This window comes from Nocardia sp. NPDC060249, from assembly GCF_042728755.1.
Lineage (GTDB): Bacteria > Actinomycetota > Actinomycetes > Mycobacteriales > Mycobacteriaceae > Nocardia.
Genome location: NZ_JBHXAQ010000002.1, coordinates 819,936 through 837,471, shown reverse-complemented (window position 1 = coordinate 837,471; position 17,536 = coordinate 819,936). Strand labels below are relative to the sequence as shown.

18 protein-coding genes are annotated in these 17,536 nt (G+C 68.1%); 8 read left to right on the top strand and 10 right to left on the bottom strand.

The window, feature by feature from the left end; all coding sequences use genetic code 11:
- Positions 1-74: 74 nt before the first annotated feature.
- The 4 genes from ACFWFP_RS11595 to ACFWFP_RS11580 form a co-directional block, all read right to left on the bottom strand.
- On the bottom strand, positions 75-785 hold the full coding sequence (locus tag ACFWFP_RS11595; protein ID WP_379294671.1) for a cutinase family protein: 711 nt from the start codon (positions 783-785) through the stop codon (positions 75-77).
- A gap of 261 nt (positions 786-1,046) precedes the next feature.
- Positions 1,047-1,811 (bottom strand): alpha/beta fold hydrolase, encoded by a 765-nt coding sequence (locus ACFWFP_RS11590; RefSeq protein WP_379294670.1) that lies wholly within the window; start codon positions 1,809-1,811, stop codon positions 1,047-1,049.
- On the bottom strand, positions 1,808-3,316 hold the full coding sequence (locus tag ACFWFP_RS11585; protein ID WP_379294669.1) for a flavin-containing monooxygenase: 1,509 nt from the start codon (positions 3,314-3,316) through the stop codon (positions 1,808-1,810). The genes ACFWFP_RS11590 and ACFWFP_RS11585 overlap by 4 nt, the downstream gene beginning before the upstream one ends.
- Positions 3,316-4,563 (bottom strand): NADH:flavin oxidoreductase/NADH oxidase family protein, encoded by a 1,248-nt coding sequence (locus ACFWFP_RS11580; protein ID WP_379294668.1) that lies wholly within the window; start codon positions 4,561-4,563, stop codon positions 3,316-3,318. Before ACFWFP_RS11580 ends, ACFWFP_RS11585 begins: the two co-directional genes overlap by 1 nt.
- 106 nt (positions 4,564-4,669) lie before the next feature.
- Between ACFWFP_RS11580 and ACFWFP_RS11575 the strand changes: the two genes are divergently transcribed.
- Positions 4,670-5,266, top strand: a complete 597-nt coding sequence (locus tag ACFWFP_RS11575; RefSeq protein WP_379294667.1) for a TetR/AcrR family transcriptional regulator — start codon at positions 4,670-4,672, stop codon at positions 5,264-5,266.
- A gap of 100 nt (positions 5,267-5,366) precedes the next feature.
- Here the strand turns inward: ACFWFP_RS11575 and ACFWFP_RS11570 are convergent, their stop codons facing one another.
- The 4 genes from ACFWFP_RS11570 to ACFWFP_RS11555 all read right to left on the bottom strand — a co-directional run bounded on the left by ACFWFP_RS11570 (position 5,367) and on the right by ACFWFP_RS11555 (position 9,701).
- Positions 5,367-6,950, bottom strand: coding sequence for a succinic semialdehyde dehydrogenase (locus ACFWFP_RS11570; protein WP_379294666.1), 1,584 nt, complete (start codon positions 6,948-6,950; stop codon positions 5,367-5,369).
- A gap of 22 nt (positions 6,951-6,972) precedes the next feature.
- A complete protein-coding gene (locus ACFWFP_RS11565; protein ID WP_379294665.1) occupies positions 6,973-7,926 on the bottom strand; it encodes an alpha/beta hydrolase in 954 nt (317 codons plus the stop codon).
- Between the two features lie 24 nt (positions 7,927-7,950).
- Positions 7,951-8,889 (bottom strand): acetoacetate decarboxylase family protein, encoded by a 939-nt coding sequence (locus ACFWFP_RS11560; RefSeq protein WP_379294664.1) that lies wholly within the window; start codon positions 8,887-8,889, stop codon positions 7,951-7,953.
- Positions 8,890-8,984: 95 nt separating this feature from the next.
- The gene (locus tag ACFWFP_RS11555) at positions 8,985-9,701 is read right to left on the bottom strand and encodes a type 1 glutamine amidotransferase domain-containing protein (protein WP_379294663.1); all 717 of its coding nucleotides are present in this window, start codon (positions 9,699-9,701) and stop codon (positions 8,985-8,987) included.
- A gap of 172 nt (positions 9,702-9,873) precedes the next feature.
- Here ACFWFP_RS11555 and ACFWFP_RS11550 point away from each other — a divergent pair, with 172 nt between their 5' ends.
- From ACFWFP_RS11550 to ACFWFP_RS11540, 3 genes are read left to right on the top strand one after another with little or no spacing between them, the layout of a single operon-like run.
- The gene (locus tag ACFWFP_RS11550; RefSeq protein WP_379294662.1) at positions 9,874-10,695 is read left to right on the top strand and encodes a serine aminopeptidase domain-containing protein; all 822 of its coding nucleotides are present in this window, start codon (positions 9,874-9,876) and stop codon (positions 10,693-10,695) included.
- Positions 10,696-10,713: 18 nt separating this feature from the next.
- Positions 10,714-10,836: a hypothetical protein gene (locus tag ACFWFP_RS11545; protein ID WP_379294661.1), complete on the top strand. Its 123-nt coding sequence runs from the start codon at positions 10,714-10,716 to the stop codon at positions 10,834-10,836.
- Positions 10,833-11,045, top strand: coding sequence for a hypothetical protein (locus ACFWFP_RS11540; RefSeq protein ID WP_379294660.1), 213 nt, complete (start codon positions 10,833-10,835; stop codon positions 11,043-11,045). Before ACFWFP_RS11545 ends, ACFWFP_RS11540 begins: the two co-directional genes overlap by 4 nt.
- Here ACFWFP_RS11540 and ACFWFP_RS11535 read toward each other — a convergent pair whose 3' ends face one another.
- The gene (locus tag ACFWFP_RS11535; protein WP_379294659.1) at positions 11,046-11,972 is read right to left on the bottom strand and encodes an SMP-30/gluconolactonase/LRE family protein; all 927 of its coding nucleotides are present in this window, start codon (positions 11,970-11,972) and stop codon (positions 11,046-11,048) included.
- Between the two features lie 172 nt (positions 11,973-12,144).
- Entirely contained in the window at positions 12,145-12,783 is a 639-nt protein-coding gene (locus tag ACFWFP_RS11530) for a TetR/AcrR family transcriptional regulator (RefSeq protein WP_379294658.1), read from the bottom strand.
- A gap of 133 nt (positions 12,784-12,916) precedes the next feature.
- Here ACFWFP_RS11530 and ACFWFP_RS11525 point away from each other — a divergent pair, with 133 nt between their 5' ends.
- The 4 genes from ACFWFP_RS11525 (at position 12,917) to ACFWFP_RS11510 (ending at position 17,534) form a co-directional block, all read left to right on the top strand.
- A complete protein-coding gene (locus ACFWFP_RS11525; RefSeq protein WP_379294657.1) occupies positions 12,917-13,549 on the top strand; it encodes an NAD(P)-dependent oxidoreductase in 633 nt (210 codons plus the stop codon).
- A 337-nt stretch (positions 13,550-13,886) separates the two neighbouring features.
- Complete coding sequence (locus ACFWFP_RS11520) at positions 13,887-15,014, top strand: polyprenyl synthetase family protein (RefSeq protein WP_379294656.1); 1,128 nt, start codon at positions 13,887-13,889, stop codon at positions 15,012-15,014.
- 34 nt (positions 15,015-15,048) lie between these two features.
- On the top strand, positions 15,049-16,575 hold the full coding sequence (crtI, locus tag ACFWFP_RS11515; RefSeq protein ID WP_379294655.1) for a phytoene desaturase family protein: 1,527 nt from the start codon (positions 15,049-15,051) through the stop codon (positions 16,573-16,575).
- Positions 16,572-17,534 (top strand): phytoene/squalene synthase family protein, encoded by a 963-nt coding sequence (locus ACFWFP_RS11510; RefSeq protein WP_379294654.1) that lies wholly within the window; start codon positions 16,572-16,574, stop codon positions 17,532-17,534. The genes crtI and ACFWFP_RS11510 overlap by 4 nt, the downstream gene beginning before the upstream one ends.
- Positions 17,535-17,536 lie beyond the last annotated feature (2 nt).

The window sequence follows — 17,536 nt, the reverse complement described above, 5'->3', positions numbered from 1 at the left end:
ATCGGGGCGTGGGCGCCGCGAGATTGTCCGGCACGGCCGATGCCGTGGACAAGCTCGCGGCGTCGTCCGGAACGTCAGCGGAGCTGTTCGCGGACGAATGCCGCGGCTTGGTCGCGGTTGTCGTTGAGGAAGTACGCGAAGTGGCCGTAGCTCAGCGCGTTCGCGAACCCGGCGGCCGGGTCGCCGCCCTGGCAGACGCGGTCACCGGCATTGCAGTAGTCGCGTAGGCGGTCGGCGAATTCCGCGAGCGCGCCGAGACGCAAGGACCCGGTGCCGGACAGCGCGAGATCGAAATTGCCGCGGTTGTAGGGTTCCGCGCCGTTGAACAGCGGGCTGCCGAACAGGGCGATGGCGTCGATTCGCGCGGCCGCCTGTTCGGTCAACGCGGTGCGCGCGGCGAGGGCGTTGCCGATCACGCGTGCGCCTTGCGAGTAACCGAGCAGAACGAGCTGCTGGTCAGGGCACGCGGCGGCGGTCGCGTTCAGTAGCGCGGTGAGGTTCTCTACACCGCGGACGGAGCTGTCCGGGCTCATCGAGGCCGGATACTCGAGTTCACCCACCGTGGTGCGGCGGCCGGATTCCTGGGCGATCCGCTCGCCCAGCGGAGTGAGCAGCCGGCTGCCGGACTGCGGTTCGAGGGTGCCACGGACGGTGACGACTCGGATCTCCGCGCAGCCGTCGGGCTGGGGTATCGGGTCGGCGGCCGCGGTAGCGAGAACCGACAGCGACAGCGCTGCCGCGGCAGTCACGCTCGAGAACAACAGGATTCGACGACGTCCACGCATGCGGCCACTGTATTGCTTGCGCCGGCCGAATTCGACCGACATCGACGACCCGTTCAGAGAGGGGCGACGCGCCACCATCGGTCGGAGAGGTCCTGGCCCGACGCGCCGCCCGAGACCCCGAGGGCACACCGGGATCGGGCGCCGTTCTCGAGCTCGACCAACATCTCGCCTGTCGGTCCCGCCACGCCTTGTGCGTCCGACCCATGGTCGACCGGCCGACCATAACTCGACCGGAGACGCCGAGCAGCACGATACGACCGGTCATCGAGATTCTCCTTCGGAGCGAGGCAGATTCGTGGTGCGGGTGATCAAGTCGGCGACCTCGTCAGGCGCTTCCCACTGCGGGGTGTGCCCGGCACCCGTCAATACGGTGGTGCGCACGTGGCCCAGGTCGGTGAATTCGTCGGTGGGCAGGGCGAGGCGGGCATCGAGGTGGCCGAGGACCAGCTCGGTCGGGATCGGCAGGTTGCGGAGACGGTCGGCGAGCGGGCGGGCGCGGAGATAGGTGTCGATCGCCTGTGAACTGCGTACGAAATTGCGCCTGCCGCGTGTTCGCGCGTCGGTGACGAACCGATCCGGCACGGTGACGCCGGGAGCGAAGGCGCTGCGTTGTGCTGCGCGCTGCCGTTCGCCGGAGGCAAGGGTCCACATCAGATCACCCACTCCGGGCATCGCCAGCGCGCGCTCGACCGGCCCACGCGCGGTCAGCCGGGCAGCACGCGACCACGGCGGGCACAACAGCACCAGCGCGGAGACCAGGTCGCGACGACGTTCGGCCAGCGCGGTGGCGACCAGCCCGCCCCGGGAGTGGCCGACCACCACGGTCCGCGTGTCGAGCAGGGCGGCGACGTCGTCGGCGTCGTCGCCGATCGAGCCGGTCGAGTCCAGCTCGACGGCGACAATCCGCGCCACGTGCTCGAGCTTCGGCACGATCCGGTCCCAGGCACGGTGGGAGCCCGCGAGACCGTGGATCAGGACAACCGTCGGCAGGCCAGGGGTTCCGGCGAGTACTGCGCCCGCGCTCACGGCACCACCACCGCGTCGCGCCGGCGCATCAGATGCTGGGTGGGGTCGAAACGTAGTGTGCGGCGCCGGAAGTCGAGGGTCGAGCCGGGCCAGATGTTGGTGTTGCGGCCGTCCTCGTTCAGGTACCAGCTGGTGCAGCCGCCACTGGTCCACACTGTGCCCTCACCGAGGCGTTCGACATCGTCGGCGAACTTCTGCTGGGCGATGGCGGTCGGTTCGACGGCAGCCAGCCCGTGCTCGGCCGCATAGCCGACGGCGCCGGCGATGTAGTTGGCCTGGGATTCGAACATGTGGATCACCGAGGTGTGGCCGAGGCCGATGTTCGGGCCGTGCACGAGGTACATGTTCGGGAAACCCGCCACGGAGGTGCCCAGGTAGGCGGTCGGGTCGGTGCCCCACACCTGGGCCATCGTGCGCCCGTCGCGCCCATGGGTGCGATCGGTCAGTGGCAGGCGCGAAGTCCGGAATCCGGTACCGAAGATAATGACGTCGACCTCGTGCTCGGTCCCGGTGTCGTCGACCAGGCCGCTCGCGGTGATCTCCCGGATTCCCGCTGTTTCGAGCGCGACGTTGTGCCGATCGAGGGCGCGCAGATACTCGTCGGAGATGAGCACCCGTTTGCAGCCGAACCGGAAGTCGGGCACCAACTTCGCGCGCAGCTGGGGGTCGCTGACCTGTGCCGCGAGGTGGCGACGCGCACCGCGTTCGGGCAATGCCATGAGCGCGGGATGGCGGAAGGCCACCACCTGCCACTCGCGTCGTAGATACAGGCGCAGGCGCTCGAGCCGCTGGATCGCGGGCAACCGGCGATACAGCAGTCGGCTCAGCGCGCTGACGGGTCGATCGTGGCGCGCGACCACCCACGCCGGTGTGCGCTGGAAGACGGTCATCCGCGCGACATCAGGTGCGATCGCCGGGACGAACTGGACCGCGGAGGGACCTGTGCCGATCACGGCGACCCGCTTGCCGGTGAGGTCGACCTCGTGGTTCCACCGGGCGGAGTGGAAGCTCACGCCCTCGAAACGATCCCGCCCCGGAATCGCCGGGACGAGGGGGTCGGCGAGTGCGCCGGTCGCCAACACCACATGGTCGGCGGTCCGTGGCCCGTGCGCGGTCTCGAGCCGCCACCGCTGCGCCGCGCAATCCCATTCCAGCCTCGTGACCGCGCAGTCGAGTACCAGGTGCGCGCGCAGACCCTGCGAGTCCACGACGTCTCGGAGATAGGCGAACAACTCGGACTGCTCGGCAAAGGTATTGCGCCAGTGGGGGTTCGGCGCGAATGAGAACGAGTACAGGTTGCTCTGTACGTCGACCGCCGCTCCCGGGTAGTCGTTGTCACGCCATACACCGCCCACCTCGCCGGCGCGTTCGAGCAGGACGACATCGGCGAATCCCGCCTGCCGCAGTCGCACGGCGGCGGCGATCCCGCCGAAACCGGTGCCGACGATCGCGACATGATTGTGGGGGATGGGAGCACCGTGCTCACGGGTTGTGGTCGACGACATCACTTGGCGGCCAGCCACTTCGAGTAGCTGCGCAGTGCGCGGGTTTGCACGCGCCGGTCGGCCAGCATGGCCAGTGCGGGGCTGACATCGAGCGCGGGATCGTCGCCGGTGGCCATGCGCCGCATCTGGTAGCGGACCATCGCCATCTCGGTCGCCGAAGCCAGCGCCTTGTCCGTCCAGGTCACCGCTTTCATGGTCTTGGGCGCTTCGCGTCCCTCGCGCCAGCGGTGGGGCAGATCGGGCGTGACCGCGAGTGCTGTCGCCATGCCGATCAGCGCGACCTTGTTGTCCAGCACTCGTTCGGCGGTCTCCCGGCGCGAGATGCCGCCGGTCAGCATGAGCGGCAGGGCGCTGGTCGCGGCCAGCTCCGTGGCCAGTTCGAGGAAGTACGCTTCCCGTGCGGCGGTGCGGCCGTCGGCGGGCCGGCCCGACATCGCGGGGCTCTCGTAGCTGCCACCCGATACCTCGACCAGGTCGACACCGAGCGAGGCGAGCATGCCGATCACCGCGTGCGCGTCGTCGGCGTCGAAACCGCCGCGCTGGAAATCGGCCGAATTCAGTTTCACGGCCACGGCGAACGTCGGCGATACCTCGGCGCGAATGCCCCGCACGATCTCGGTCAGCAGCCGGGCACGGTTCTCGAGCGAGCCACCCCATTCGTCGGTGCGATCGTTGACCAGCGGTGACAGGAACTGCGACAGCAGATACCCGTGTGCGGCGTGGACTTCCACGCCGTCGAAGCCGGCTTGTTCGGCACGTCGAGCGGTGGTGACGAAACGCCCGATGGTCTCGTGGATCTGCCAGGCCGTCATCGCCACCGGCTGTCCGAAGCGCTTGGAGTGACGCCCCAATTCGACCGCGATGTCCGACGGACCCCAGACCACGCCGGGCATGCGAGCCTGCACCTGACGGCCGGGGTGGCTGATCTGCATCCACATGGCCGCGCCTGCCGCCTTGCCTGCTTGCGCCCATGCCGTGAACGGCGCCAGCGGCGCCTGCGCGTCGAGCACGATGCCGCCCGGCCCGGTCAGCGCCTCGGCGTGCACCATCACGTTTCCGGTGATCAGGAGCCCGGCGCCACCAGCGCCCCACCGCCGATACAGCGCGATGAGTCGTTCGTCGGGAAGCTGGGACTTGCCCGCCATTCCCTCCTCCATCGCCGCCTTGGCGATCCTGTTCTGCAGGACCTGGCCTGATCGCAGCCGCAGCGGCGAGAACACATCGCCGGAGTCCGCACCGTTCGCCATCGTTCGCTCCTTTCGGGCACGCATATTGACACTGCTAACATTCGCGTGCGAAGCCCCACGGTAGAGGCAAATGTAAGCACTGTCAACACTTGCTAGATTTGTTTCCATGGCAATGTCGAACACGTCGTATCACCATGGCGATCTACCCAGCGCGCTCGTGCGCGCTGCCGTGGAGCTCCTCGAGGAGGATGGCGCGGCAGACCTCTCGCTGCGGGCGGCCGCCCGCCGTGCCGGGGTGTCCACGGCCGCGCCGTACCGTCATTTCGCCGATCGCGACGCGCTGCTGTCAGCCGTCGCCGCGGTGGGCTTTCGTGATCTGGCCGAACAGCTGGTCGCCGCGAGCGCGGAGCCGAGCACGCCCGAGGATCTCGGGACCATTGCTGTGACCTATGTTCGATTCGCCCTGGCGCGGCCCGCGCTGTTCCGGGTGATGTTCTCGGACCCGTGCGATCCGACCAGTCCCGAACGCGTGGCCGCGACCACCGCGATCCACGACTACGTCCAGGCGATCGTGCGCACGATCTATCCCACCGCCGACGAGGAATCGCTGACCACCGCGATGTGGGCGCTGGTGCACGGTCTCGCGTTCCTCTATCTCCAGGGCAAGTTCGATGCCGCCGCCGACGCGGAACTCGAAAATCGAGTCCGCAGTACGGTGTTCGCGATCATCGAACTCCCGACGCTGCCGTCCGCGCGCGGCTGAGCCGCCGCGCGCTCAGCGCGGATGCGGACGACCGTGTCGCGGTGGGGAACAAACGCTGCGCGACGCTGAATCGGCGACGCGCCCCGGTGTTCACCCGCTCTCAGCGGGCACCCAGCTTCTTCATGCCCGCGAGCACGGTGGTCAGAGTGGTCGCCCACGCGCTCTGTGACAGACCTGCCGGTGCGTCGAAGCCGAGGAGGCGCTGGTGTGCGATCGTCTGCGGCTCGGTGTATTTCAGCAGGCCGTCGGCGCCGTGCCGACGGCCCAGCCCGGAATCGCCCATGCCGCCCATCGGCGAATCGACGCTGCCCCATGCCGCGGCGTAGGCATCGTTGACGTTGACCGTGCCCGCGTGCACCCGGGCCGCGACCGCCCGGCCGCCGGCGCCGTCGCGGGTCCAGACGCTGGCATTGAGACCGTACGCGGTGGCGTTGGCCCGCTCGACGGCTTCGTCGATATCGGCGAACGGGTAGATCGACACCACCGGCCCGAACGTTTCGTGGTCGTAGAGCGTCATTTCCGGGGTGACATCGGCGAGGATGGTCGGTTCATAGAACAGCGGCCCGAGATCGGGTCGCGCCCGGCCGCCGGCCAGCACCGTGGCGCCCTTGGTGACCGCGTCCTCGACGTGCGCGGTGACGGTATCGAGCTGGGACCGGTTGGTCAGGCAGCCGACGTCGGTGCTGTAGTCGTAGGCGGCACCGATGGTCATCGCCGTCGTCCGTTCGACGAACGCGGCCACGAACTCGTCGTGGATCGGCTCGGCCACATACATCCGTTCGATGGACACGCACAGCTGCCCGGTCGAGGAGAAGCACGCGGACACCGCACCGTCGGCGGCGCGATCGATATCGGCGTCGTCGAGGACGATCATCGGGTTCTTGCCGCCGAGTTCGAGCGATGCGCCGATGAGACGTTCGCCCGCGTCGCGGGCGATCCGGCGCCCGCTGGCGGTGGACCCGGTGAACATCAGGTAGTCGGCGTTGTCCATCAGCGACGTGCCGATCGAGCTGCCACGGCCGACTACCATCTGCCACACCCCGCTCGGCAGCCCCGCCTCGTGCGTCAGATCCAGGGCCCACAGCGCGGTGAGCGCGGTCTGGGTGTCGGGCTTCTGCACCACCGCGTTGCCGGCCAGCAGCGCCGGAATCGCGTCCCCGGCTCCCATACTCAAGGGATAGTTCCACGGCGAGATCACCGCGACGACACCCTTCGGGTGATGCAGCTCGGTGGTGTGGGTCAGGATCGGGATGGCGCCCCGGCGACGCTTGGGGGCGAGCAGTCGTGCGGCGCTGCGGGCGTAGTACCTGGTGGCGATCGCGATGTCGGTGACTTCCAGGAACGCGTCGCGACGAGTCTTGCCGTTCTCGGCCTGTATGAGGTCGAGAACCTCGGCCTGACGTTGCAGCAGCAGGTCGTGGAACCGCAGCAGGATCGCCTTGCGCCTGGCCACCGGCATGGCGGCCCACGAGGTTTGGGCCGCGCGGGCCCGCGCGAACGCCGCCTCGACATCCTCGGGAGTCGAGACGGGCAGCGTGGCCAGTGGGTTTCCCGTGTAGGGGACCGTGGTTGTCACCGGCGTGGCGTCCGGACCGGCCGCGATCCGTGCGGTCAACCGCTTGATCTGGGCCGGGGACAGCGAAGGCGGCAGGCCCGCGGTTCGGGTGGCGTGGTCGACAGACATGAAGGCTCCATGGGTTTCGGATTCAGTGCAGTGCCGCGCGCAGGGTGTCCTGCGCCAGCTTGATGGCGGCGCCGGCCGCGTGCGTCGAGCGCATCGAATTGATCATCACGAAGTCGTGGATGATGCCGCCGAAGCGCACCTGGGTGACCGGTACTCCGGCCGCCCTGAGCTTGGCCGCGTAGGCCTCGCCCTCGTCACGCAGGACGTCGGCTTCCCCGGTGATCACCAGCGCGGGTGGCAGACCCGCGAGTTGATCGACCGAAGCCCGCAGCGGCGACGCGTAGATCTCGGCACGCTGGGCGTCGTTGTCGGTGTATTGGTCCCAGAACCAGCGCATGCCCTCGCGAGCGAGAAAGTAGTGCTCGGCGAACTGGTGGTAGGACGCGGTGTCGAAATCGGCGTCGGTGACCGGATAGAACAGCACCTGCTGCGAGATCCGCACATCGCCACGGTCCTTGGCCATCAAGGTGAGCACGGCGGTCATGTTGCCGCCCACCGAATCGCCGACGGCCGCGAAACGCATAGCGTCGAGACCCTTTTCGGCACCGTGCGCGAACACCCATTGCGCGGCGGCGTAGTTCTGTTCGATCGCCGTCGGGTACTTCGCTTCCGGCGACAGGTCGTATTCCGGGAACACCACGGCGGCATCGGCACCGATCGCGAGTTCGCGGACCAGTCGATCATGGGTGTGCGCATTGCCGAATACCCAGCCCGCGCCGTGGATGTAGAAGATCACCGGAAGCGTGCCGGTGGTACCCGCCGGTTTGACGATGCGGACTTTCACCGAACCGGTCGGCCCGCCCTCGACGGTGATCCATTCCTCGTCGATGGCGGGTTTGTCGATATCACCCGATTGGACCTCGTCGACCGCCTGGCGTCCCTGCGCCGGTGGCAACTGGAAAAGGAACGGCGGGGTATCGGTGGCTTTCGCGAACTCCGCTGCCTCGGGCTCGAGAACCGGCTTGATTTCGGTCATCACGATCTCCTTCTGGTCGGGTGTTCATTCAGGCGCTGTGCTGTCCTGTGCCCTTGTCGGGACCGAGGTCGGAACCGGCATGTGCAAGGCGTTCTGGCCTTCGCTCATCACGTCGAGGCGCAAGGTCTTGATCGGCGCGAGTGATCGCAGATCCCGCGACAGCCGGCCGTGGCCCATCGTCAGCGTGACGTTGCGTGGCATCGTCGTGCTGCCTACCGAAAGGACGTTGGTCTGGCTCAATGTCGAGTGCCAGCCGCCCTTGATCGAGGTGTAGGAGGTGAGCGTCGATACCCGCGCACCGCTGGGGTATCCGGTCTGGGCCGGTGTGGCTACCGACAAGGCCAGATCCGTCGCGCCACTGTCGTCGAGGACCCGGCCGGTGGTCCGGGCGTCGTCGACGTCGAATTCGATCTCGGTGACCCACTTGGGGAAGCCGTAGCCCTCGTGCCCACGGACCTGGGCGATCTCGGTGCTCACCGGCAGCGACAGCACATAGGAATCCAGGCGGTCGCTGTCGAGGCCGGTGAGCAGGTCGGCGACACCGAGCTTGCCGTGTCTGGCCGGTCGAACCGCGATGCCCACGGCGGCCTCGGTGTAGAAGTCGATATCGCAGACGTCGTAGCGGAAGAACATGACCGAGACCAAGCCGAAGCCGGGGAACACTTCCAGCGGCGCCAGCTCGGCGGGGAGTCGGGAACGGATCGCGCGCGAACGGGCCAGCATCGTGAGCCAGGCACTCGACATCCGGTAGTAGAAATTCGGCGTGTAGGTCTCGCCGATCAGCGAGTCGACCTTGGTCTTGGGGAGCTGCCGGAAGAAGTCGACACCGCTGACCCGGGAATCGCGCGCTATCTCGTCCAGGTCCGGATTCATGCGATATCTGTCGTAGAGACCGCCTTCCGGGACGGCGATCGAGCGACCGCCGAGATCTACCCGGACAGTGCTCTGTTGACTCGTTGACATCGGCGCAGCTCCCTTTGCTTGCTTTGCGAGGCGATCCCGACGCTAATCGGCAATGTAAGCACTGTCAACACTGGCGTGATGTGACCGTTTCGCGGTCAGGTCAACAACCAGGCTGCGCCGACGTCGGTGATGAGTCGGTCGGCGAGCTCCTCGGAAGATTGCGGGTTCTGTCCGGTGTAGAGGTTTCCGTCGACCACGATGTGCGGCCGCAAGGGGATCAGCGCCTTCGAATAGTCGACCCCCAGCTCTTTGAGCTTGTCCTCGAGCAGCCACGGCGCTTTCCAGGCGAACCGGTTGAGCAGCTCTTCCCGATTGGACAGGCCGGTCATCCGGCGACCGGCGAACGGATTCTTTCCGTCGGTCCCGGTCGCTGCCGTGATCGCCGCGGGAGCGTGGCAGAGCAGAGCCAGGGGCTTGCCCGAGGCCAGCCGGTCGGCGAGCAGCGCGCCGGAGGTCTCGTCGTAGGCCAGATCTTCCATCGGGCCGTGACCACCCGGGTAGAAGACGACGTCGAAAGAATCGGCGTCGACAGCGTCGAGCGGGACCGGGGTGGCGAGCGCGTCCTGGATACCGTCCAGGTAGCGCTCTATTTCGCGGCGCTTTCCCGGCATTCCGCCGGAGATCCCGAGACTGAGCCGGTCGAGCGTCGGTTTCTTACCGCCCGGAGTCGCGATAGTGATGTCCCATCCCGCTTCGGTGAAAGCGCGGTGCGGAAAGGCGACTTCTTCGGCCCAGTAGCCGGACGGGTGTACCGTGCCGTCTTTCAATGTCCAGCGATCCGCGGCCGTGATGACCATCAGAACTTTCGTCACAACAGGTTCCTCCTGGGTGTGGTCGTACTCGCGACAGAGGGGACGCCAGGCGGTCGGGATGGCGGAAGAGCCGGCATGCCCGCACCCGATGTTTTCGCTGCTAACATTAGCCTCGGGGTTGCCCGCCGTCAACGACTCGACGGGCGTACCGGACGAACGAAGGAGTGCATCAGTGAACAGGTCGAGCAACCGGCAGCCGGGCGGTACCGGGTCGGAAGCGGATTCACCGATCGTCCTGATCGCGCCGGCCATGGCCATCGGTTCGCGCTTCTATGCCCCGCTCGTCGCGGCATTCACCGACCTCGGCTGGAGCGCGCGGGCGCTGCCCCGCCGGGGCTTCGAACGGGGCGCGCCGCGGGCATCGCGGCACAACGACTGGTCCTACCAGGACGAGATCGACACCATCGCACAGGCGGTGACCGCCGTCCGCCAGGAGAACCCCGCCCGGCCGGTCATCGTCCTCGGACACAGCCTCGGCGCCCAACTCGTCGCTGGCCACGAGCTCAACCACCCCGGCGCCGACGGCATGGTGACCGTCGGCGGCAGTCTGCCCTACCATCGGCATTTTCCGAATCTCGGTCTACCCGTGGCGATCATGGCTTCGCTCGTGCCGGTCATCACGGCCGTCTTCGGCTATCTGCCCAAACCTGCCTTCGGTGCCCCCGGAGCGCGCACGCAAATGCGTGAGTGGGCCGCCATGGTCCTGACCGGTCGCCCGCCCTACCCCGCGCTGGGCACGATCGATACACCAACGCTGGTGATCGCCCTCGAAGACGACGCACTGGCACCGCGACGCGGTATCGAGGCGTTCGCGCGTCGACTGTTCACCCCTGGCCGGGTCACCCGATGGGACTACCGCGCCGCGGAGGTACCGGTTGGTGCGTCGAACGACCACATCAAGTGGGTGCGCACGCCAGGGCCGGTGGTCGACCGGATCGCCACCTGGTGGCATCAGGTGTCGACGACAGCCGAACATTCGAGCGTCACGCCGTGACCGAATGATCCGACGCGGGTGAGGGTTCACGAAGTGCTCGCCCGCGTGGGCAATTCGCTCGGTGCCGTGTGGTTCTCGGTGCGCGCCCCCGCAATTCGGGGCGTGCGCGCCGCGAGGGCGCACGGCACGGTGGAGCTGTGAACAAGCTCGCGGCGTCGTCCGCACTCGCTCTCTTTCTGCTCGCCTCCGCTGTCGGTGCGAGCTCCGCGCACGCCCAGCAGCCGGTTGCGGACACCGGCTCGTCGAGTCTGGACGTGCTCTGTAGCCCGGTCGGCGGCTTGTTGGTCGCGGTGGGCAGCGCCGAGAATCGGTACGGCCCGCTGCTGGGGATGGTCTGCCTCAACCGATGATCAGGGCGGCGTCAGCTTGGTGACAGTTCCGAGGAAACTGGTGACGTACAGGGCGTTCGGATCCCAGCCGGGTCCGGACCCGAACCGTACCGACGACGACAACGGCAGACCCTCCGCGATCGCGCAGGTCCGGCCGGTGTCCACATCGACCTGCTGAACTGCGCCGGCCACGTTGAGGGTCACGTACGCCGTGCCATCCGGGCCGACGGTCAGATCGTCGGCCGAGTTCAGTGGCCCGGCACCGGGAATCACGGCCTGGCGCGGTGGGCTGTCGGGATCGGCGTAGTCGACGGCGGCGATGACCGAGGTGGGGTCGAACGTCGTCGAGACGATGAGCCGGTTGCGGTGCGGGTCGAACGCGAGGCCGTTGGTGGAGCTCAGCGACGGCGCGTACGGGGTCGCGATGTTGCCGGGGGTGACCCGGGTCAGGGTGCCGGCGCCGATGTCTCTGCTGACGACGAAGTCGCCGTTGGGCAACTGCGCCAACCCGTTCGGCATGGTCAGGCCGGTGGCCACCGGCGTCACGGTGCCGCTGTCGAGGTGCAGGGCGTGAATCGTCCCGTCGGCGCGGTCGGTGAGGGCGGAGGTGACGCTGTTGCCCGTCGTGAAATACGCGGTGTCGCCGACGGTCAGGATCGCCCCGGGGCTTTCGACGTCGGCGACCGCGACAGATCGCGAGCCGTCGGCGCCGAGGCGTTGCAGGCTACCGGCTGATCCAGTGGCGGATTGTTCTGCCAGCAGCAGATTTCCACGACCGTCGAACCCCAGATTCTCCAGTATTCCGTAACCCGCCGCGACGGTGTGCCGCGTCCATTGCGGGCACGAAACCGGTTCGGCGGAAGCGGTCTGCGCGGCGGGAAGGACTGTGGCTGTCGCGGTGAGCGCTATCGCGGTGAGCGCGCGAGACATGGTGGGGGAGAGGGTCATCGGAATCCTCGGGGTCCGGGCCGCGCTGCCGTTGCCGGAGGCGGTGTCGTCGACGAGATCGGGCCAAGCCTAGGGCGATTGTCGTGGAACTCGCACAGAAACCCCGGATCGGCGGCGGACGGCGAAAGCCTCTGTGCGGCGGTGAAGGCGGTTTGCGGCAACGTCCGCGCGGTCACAGGTCGCCCGCTTCGATGATGGCCAGGAGTCGGTCGGCCGCGTCGCGTGCTCGGCGGGTGATCTGCTCGGCGTCGGGGTGCGCTCCGCCGAGTAGTACCTGGTCGAAGATCCCAGCCTTCAGTAGGCCGCCGAACACCGCGGCCGCCTCGTACTTGTCGGCGATTCGCCAGCCCGACTGCTCGCACCACCGGTCCAGATAGGACACGAAGACGAGGCCGCCGCGACCGAGGACTTCGCGCCGATAGATGCGCCCGAGTTCGGGAAAACGATCCGCGTCGTGGGCGACAACCCGGTAGAGCGCGAGCTGTTCGGCGGAGAGGACATGGCGAAGGTATTCCTCGCCCGCGCGAACCAAGCCGACCTCGGGTGGATCGGTGTGCCAGGCGGGGTTTCGGGGTGTTTCCCCCGCTGGTGCGCACAGACCTGCGATGACGGCGGTGAAGAGCTCGTCTTTCGTCTCGAAGTGGCGGTAGAGGGTCTTGATCGAGACGCCGGCGTCGTCGGCGATCTTGTTGACCGAGCTCGCGGCGTAGCCCTCGTCGAGGAATGCCGTACGCGCGGCCGCGACGATCTGGGCACGTTTGCGCGCCATGAGCCCGGCCTTGGGATCGTCTGTCGCCCAAGTTCTGACCATGTGTCCGCCTTCCGTCTTGACCGACCATACGACAGTAGATACTGTCGTTTCAAACAACAGTGACTACTGTCGTGAGGGGGTCGCCCGGTGGGCGGTCGCGATCTCGCACGACCACAGAGGCGGGGCACGGAACATGAAACTGGTGGTCTTCGGTTCGACCGGTATGGGCGGCAGCGCCGTTGTCACGAAAGCGCTCGAACGCGGGCACGACGTGACGGTCCTGGCTCGCTCCCAGGCAAGCGCCGACAAAGCGCCACCCGGTGTTCGCGTCGTGCGCGGCGATGCGTTGGTCCCGGCGGCCGTCGAGCGCGCGCTGGACGGCACCGACGCCGTGATCCAGTACCTGGGTGTCGGTGGACTCGGCGACGGCAAACCCAACGACCTCGTACCCGACGCCACACGCGTGATCATCGAGCAGATGCGCGCGCACGGCGTCGACCGACTCGTGTGCGCGAGCAACATGGGACTCCCCGGTTCCGGTGCCCTCCTTTTCCGCCGAGTCCTGGTGCCGCTGTTCGCCCGGCGCCTGCCGCCCATCCTCGATGCCAAAGTGGCGATGGAAACCCAACTCGCAGCCTGTGAGCTGGCGTGGACAGCCGTGCGCCTTCCGGCCTTGAAGACGGGTGCCGACAAGGGAACCGTCAAGGTCGACCCGACCGGCCGTGCGACGGGCTACTCCATCACCTGCGGCGATGCCGCCGACTTCATGCTCGACATCACCGAGCAGCGCCGGCACCTGCGCGCAGCGGTCGGCATCGCCAACTGACAGTTCACAATCCTGGCCGACCTCGAGTCTCGCGGCTCTTCCGCCCCCGGCGGCCGCTGGAGATCCGGGGCCTGGTGCGCCGCTCGATCAGCGGCCCCGATGCGGGCCTCACCCCGGAGGGGAGGGTGAGGCCCGTGCCGGTCGATGCGGCACCCACGCGCGTCGCCGAGGTGCGCGGGCCGCCGGATCTCACACCACTCGCCGGGTACCCACGGACACCCGGCCGTCGAAAGTGCGAATCGGACTGCCGAAGTCGAGTGACCAGAGCGGAGCTCGCCGAGCGATCAAACGATGCGCAAATGATGCATTTTGGCTCGATCGGTGTCACAATCGACTGGTGGATGCCGAACGAGTAGCAATCGCGCTTCGACCCTGCGAACCCGCCATCAGCGGCGACGGAGCCCTGCGGTTCGCGGACTGGCTCGCGCGCACACAAAGTTCGGTCCGCGGTCATGTCGACGAGTTCGTCCGCTCGCGCTGCAGGGCAGAACTCGACCCGGCGGGATTCTCGCTACCGGGCCGATTGATGGTCGATTTCGCGTCGGGCGGCAAATGCGTACGGTCGGTGTTCGTCTACCTCGGCTGGCTGTGCGGTGGCGCCGGGGAATCCGAAGCCGCGCTGCGTGCGGCCGCGAGTGCGGAGCTCCTGCACGCGTTCGCGCTGGTGCAAGACGATGTGATGGACGAGTCGACGGTCCGGCGGGGACAACAGTCGACCCATCTGCGGCTCGCCGCGTGGCACCGCGATCAAGGATTGTCGGGATCGTCGGCCCGATTCGGCGAGTCCGCGGCGATCCTGCTGGCCGACCTGTTCCTGGTGTGGGCCGAGCGCATGCTGCGCGAGAGTGGCTTGCCCGCCGCGGCGCTGGATCGGGCATGGCCTCGCTACGACGCGATGCGCAGCGAGCTGGCGGTAGGCCAGCTCGCGGACCTGACCAACGACGCGAACCGGCTTCCGAGCGTCGGTGCGGTGCTCGATATCGCGCGGCGCAAATCCGGCAACTACACCGTGCGCCGCCCGCTCGAATTGGGTGCCGCGATGGCCGGCTGCGACGAGACGGTGATGGGTGTTCTCGGGGAATACGGCGACGTGATCGGGGAAGCGTTCCAGCTCCGCGACGACCTTCTCGGCATCTTCGGCGACCCGTCGACTACCGGAAAACCCGCCGGAGACGACGTCCGTGAACGCAAGGCGACCACCGTGATCGCGCTGGCCGATCAACTCGCCGAGCCGTCGGATCGCGCCCGGCTACGCGATCTCTGGCGGGCCGAGTTCATCGACGAGCAGGCCGTCGCACTCGCCCAGGCCGTGATCACCGGCAGCGGCGCGCGCCGACGCGCCGAGCAGATGATCGGCGAGCGTGTCGAACACGCCCGTCGGCTCCTCGAGAACGCCGACCTCGAACCATCGGTGACCGACGCGCTGCACCGCATGGCGCTGTTGTGCACGCACCGCTCGCACTGACCGGCGCACCCGCCGCTCCGACTGAAAGGAAGCAATGCGCACGATATCGGGAACGACCGATGAGGTGGTCGTCGTCGGGGCCGGGCTGGCAGGACTGGCCGCCGCGCTACACCTGGCAGGACGCGGACGCACCGTCACCGTGGTGGAGCGCGACACCGTCCCCGGCGGTCGGGCCGGGCGGCGCGACGTCGACGGCTATCTGCTCGACACCGGACCCTCGGTGCTCACCATGCCCGACATCGTCGCCGACACCCTCGCCGCGGTCGGTGACAGCCTCGAGTCCCGGTTGGCGTTGTTGCCCGTCGCCCCCGCCTACCGCGCACACTTCGCCGACGGCACCGGGCTCGATATCCACAGCGACGCATCGGCCATGGAGGAATCGGTCCTGGCGTTCGCCGGACCGAAGGAGGTCGAAGGATATCGCCGCCTGCGCGCGTGGCTGAGCGAGCTGTACCAGGTCGAGTTCGACCGGTTCATCGCCTCGAATGTCGACTCTCCGCTCGGACTTCTGACACCGGCCTTCGCGCGGTTGATCGCATTGGGCGGATTCCGTCGCCTCGACAGGGCGATCGGATCGTTCCTGACCGATGAACGGCTGCGCCGGGTGTTCACCTTCCAGTCGCTCTACGCGGGTGTCGCGCCACAACGCGCACTGGCGCTGTACGCGGTGATCTCCTATATGGACACCGTGGGCGGGGTCTGTTTTCCGCGCGGGGGAATGCGCGCGCTCCCCGACGCCCTGGCTGCCGCCGCTGTCGATGCCGGTGTGACGTTCTGCTACGGCGAGACAGTCGACAACCTGGAACGGCGCGGATCCCGGATCACCGCCGTCCGCACCGAGCGTGGCCGCCGAATTCCTTGCGACGCTGTCGTTCTGGCGACCGAACTTCCCACCGCCTACGAGCTGCTCGACCGAGTCCCGCGCCGCCCGAGCAGTTGGCGCCCGGCGCCGTCCGCCGTCGTCATGCACGTCGGTGTCCCCGAATCGGTGCCGACCGCACATCACAACCTCGTCTTCGGCGCGGCCTGGGAACAGACCTTCGACGAACTGATCGGTGCCGGAACAGTGATGACCGACCCGTCGTTGCTGGTGACCCGCCCGACCGCGACCGACCCCACCCTGGCCCCGCCCGGTCGCGACCTGTTCACCGTCCTCGCCCCCGTGCCCAACCTCTACCGCGGCGGAGACCTCGACTGGGATCGCCGGGCCACCGCCTACGGCGAGGAGCTGGCCGCGATCGTCGAGAACCGGCTGGTTCCCGGCTTCGTCGGCGACGCCCGGGTCGTGCATCTGGATACGCCCGCCGACTGGCAGCGACAGGGCTTGCTGGCCGGGACCCCGTTCTCGCTCGCGCACACCTTCGCCCAAACCGGCCCCTTTCGCCCCGCGAACCTGCCGCGCGGTGTGAGCAACGCGGTGCTGGCGGGCTGCGGCACAGTCCCCGGCGTGGGTGTTCCGACGGCGTTGCTGTCGGGCCGCCTCGCCGCCGACCGCGTCACCGGCACGGTGCCCGTGTCGCGGCCTTCCACCTCGACCTCGATCGGAGGCGAACGACGATGATTCGCACAGAACTCGACGCGGCCGGTATCCGCGATGTGCGATTGCGCGCGGCGTACCAGCGCTGCAGGGAACTCAACGCCCGCCATGGGCGCACCTTCTTCCTCGCCACCCGGTTGCTCGCGCCCGCTCAGCGACCGGCGATCCACGCTCTCTACGGCTTCGCCCGGTGGGCCGACGACATCGTCGACGAACCGCTGACCGACGATTCGGCGGGCACTCCGGCGGATCGGCTGGACGCGGTGACCAAAGACCTGCATGACAGCCTTTCCGGTACGCCGGTCGACGACCCGATATTCGCCGCGCTGGCCGATACCGCCGCCCGATACGAGATAGACCACGTCCTGTTCGACGAATTCCTCGACTCGATGCGCATGGATCTGACCGTCACCGACTACCCCGACCGGGCCGCCCTCGACCGCTATGTGCACGGTTCGGCCGATGTGATCGGTCTGCAAGTACTGCCGGTGCTCGGCACCGTCGGCGAACGAGCCGACGCGGCCCCGTACGCGGCGGCGCTGGGAAAAGCGTTTCAGCTCACCAACTTTCTCCGCGATGTCGCCGAGGATCTCGACCGCGGCCGGGTGTACCTACCGGCCGACGAGCTGGCCGCCCACGGTGTGGACCGCGCTCGGTTGCAGTGGTGCCGTTCTCGTCGGCGCATCGACGCCGAGGTCCGATCCGCGCTGGCCGCGCAACACGCGATCGCGCGCGACTGGTATCGATACGCCGACCGCGGAATCGCACAGCTACACCCGGTGTCGCGACCCTGCGTGGCCACCGCGGCGGTGCTGTACTCGGAGATTCTCGACCGCATCGAGGAGTCGGAGTTCGCGGTGTTCACCGCGCGAGCCACCGTGGGCAACGCGCGTCGTACTCGCGTGGCGGGTTCGGCGTTGGCTCGTGCGCTGTGGGCGCGGCGAGGCAGCCGCGCTCGCGCGCTGACGAAAGCGGCAGGCTGATC

What these genes read in the sequence shown, in the direction of transcription:
- ACFWFP_RS11595 (WP_379294671.1), bottom strand. Translation starts at nt 785, where the DNA reads ATGCGTGGACGTCGTCGAATCCTGTTGTTCTCGAGCGTGACTGCCGCG.
- ACFWFP_RS11585 (WP_379294669.1), bottom strand. Translation starts at nt 3,316, where the DNA reads ATGTCGTCGACCACAACCCGTGAGCACGGTGCTCCCATCCCCCACAAT.
- ACFWFP_RS11580 (WP_379294668.1), bottom strand. Translation starts at nt 4,563, where the DNA reads ATGGCGAACGGTGCGGACTCCGGCGATGTGTTCTCGCCGCTGCGGCTG.
- ACFWFP_RS11575 (WP_379294667.1), top strand. Translation starts at nt 4,670, where the DNA reads ATGGCAATGTCGAACACGTCGTATCACCATGGCGATCTACCCAGCGCG.
- ACFWFP_RS11570 (WP_379294666.1), bottom strand. Translation starts at nt 6,950, where the DNA reads ATGTCTGTCGACCACGCCACCCGAACCGCGGGCCTGCCGCCTTCGCTG.
- ACFWFP_RS11565 (WP_379294665.1), bottom strand. Translation starts at nt 7,926, where the DNA reads ATGACCGAAATCAAGCCGGTTCTCGAGCCCGAGGCAGCGGAGTTCGCG.
- ACFWFP_RS11560 (WP_379294664.1), bottom strand. Translation starts at nt 8,889, where the DNA reads ATGTCAACGAGTCAACAGAGCACTGTCCGGGTAGATCTCGGCGGTCGC.
- ACFWFP_RS11535 (WP_379294659.1), bottom strand. Translation starts at nt 11,972, where the DNA reads ATGACCCTCTCCCCCACCATGTCTCGCGCGCTCACCGCGATAGCGCTC.
- ACFWFP_RS11530 (WP_379294658.1), bottom strand. Translation starts at nt 12,783, where the DNA reads ATGGTCAGAACTTGGGCGACAGACGATCCCAAGGCCGGGCTCATGGCG.
- ACFWFP_RS11525 (WP_379294657.1), top strand. Translation starts at nt 12,917, where the DNA reads ATGAAACTGGTGGTCTTCGGTTCGACCGGTATGGGCGGCAGCGCCGTT.
- crtI (WP_379294655.1), top strand. Translation starts at nt 15,049, where the DNA reads ATGCGCACGATATCGGGAACGACCGATGAGGTGGTCGTCGTCGGGGCC.
- ACFWFP_RS11510 (WP_379294654.1), top strand. Translation starts at nt 16,572, where the DNA reads ATGATTCGCACAGAACTCGACGCGGCCGGTATCCGCGATGTGCGATTG.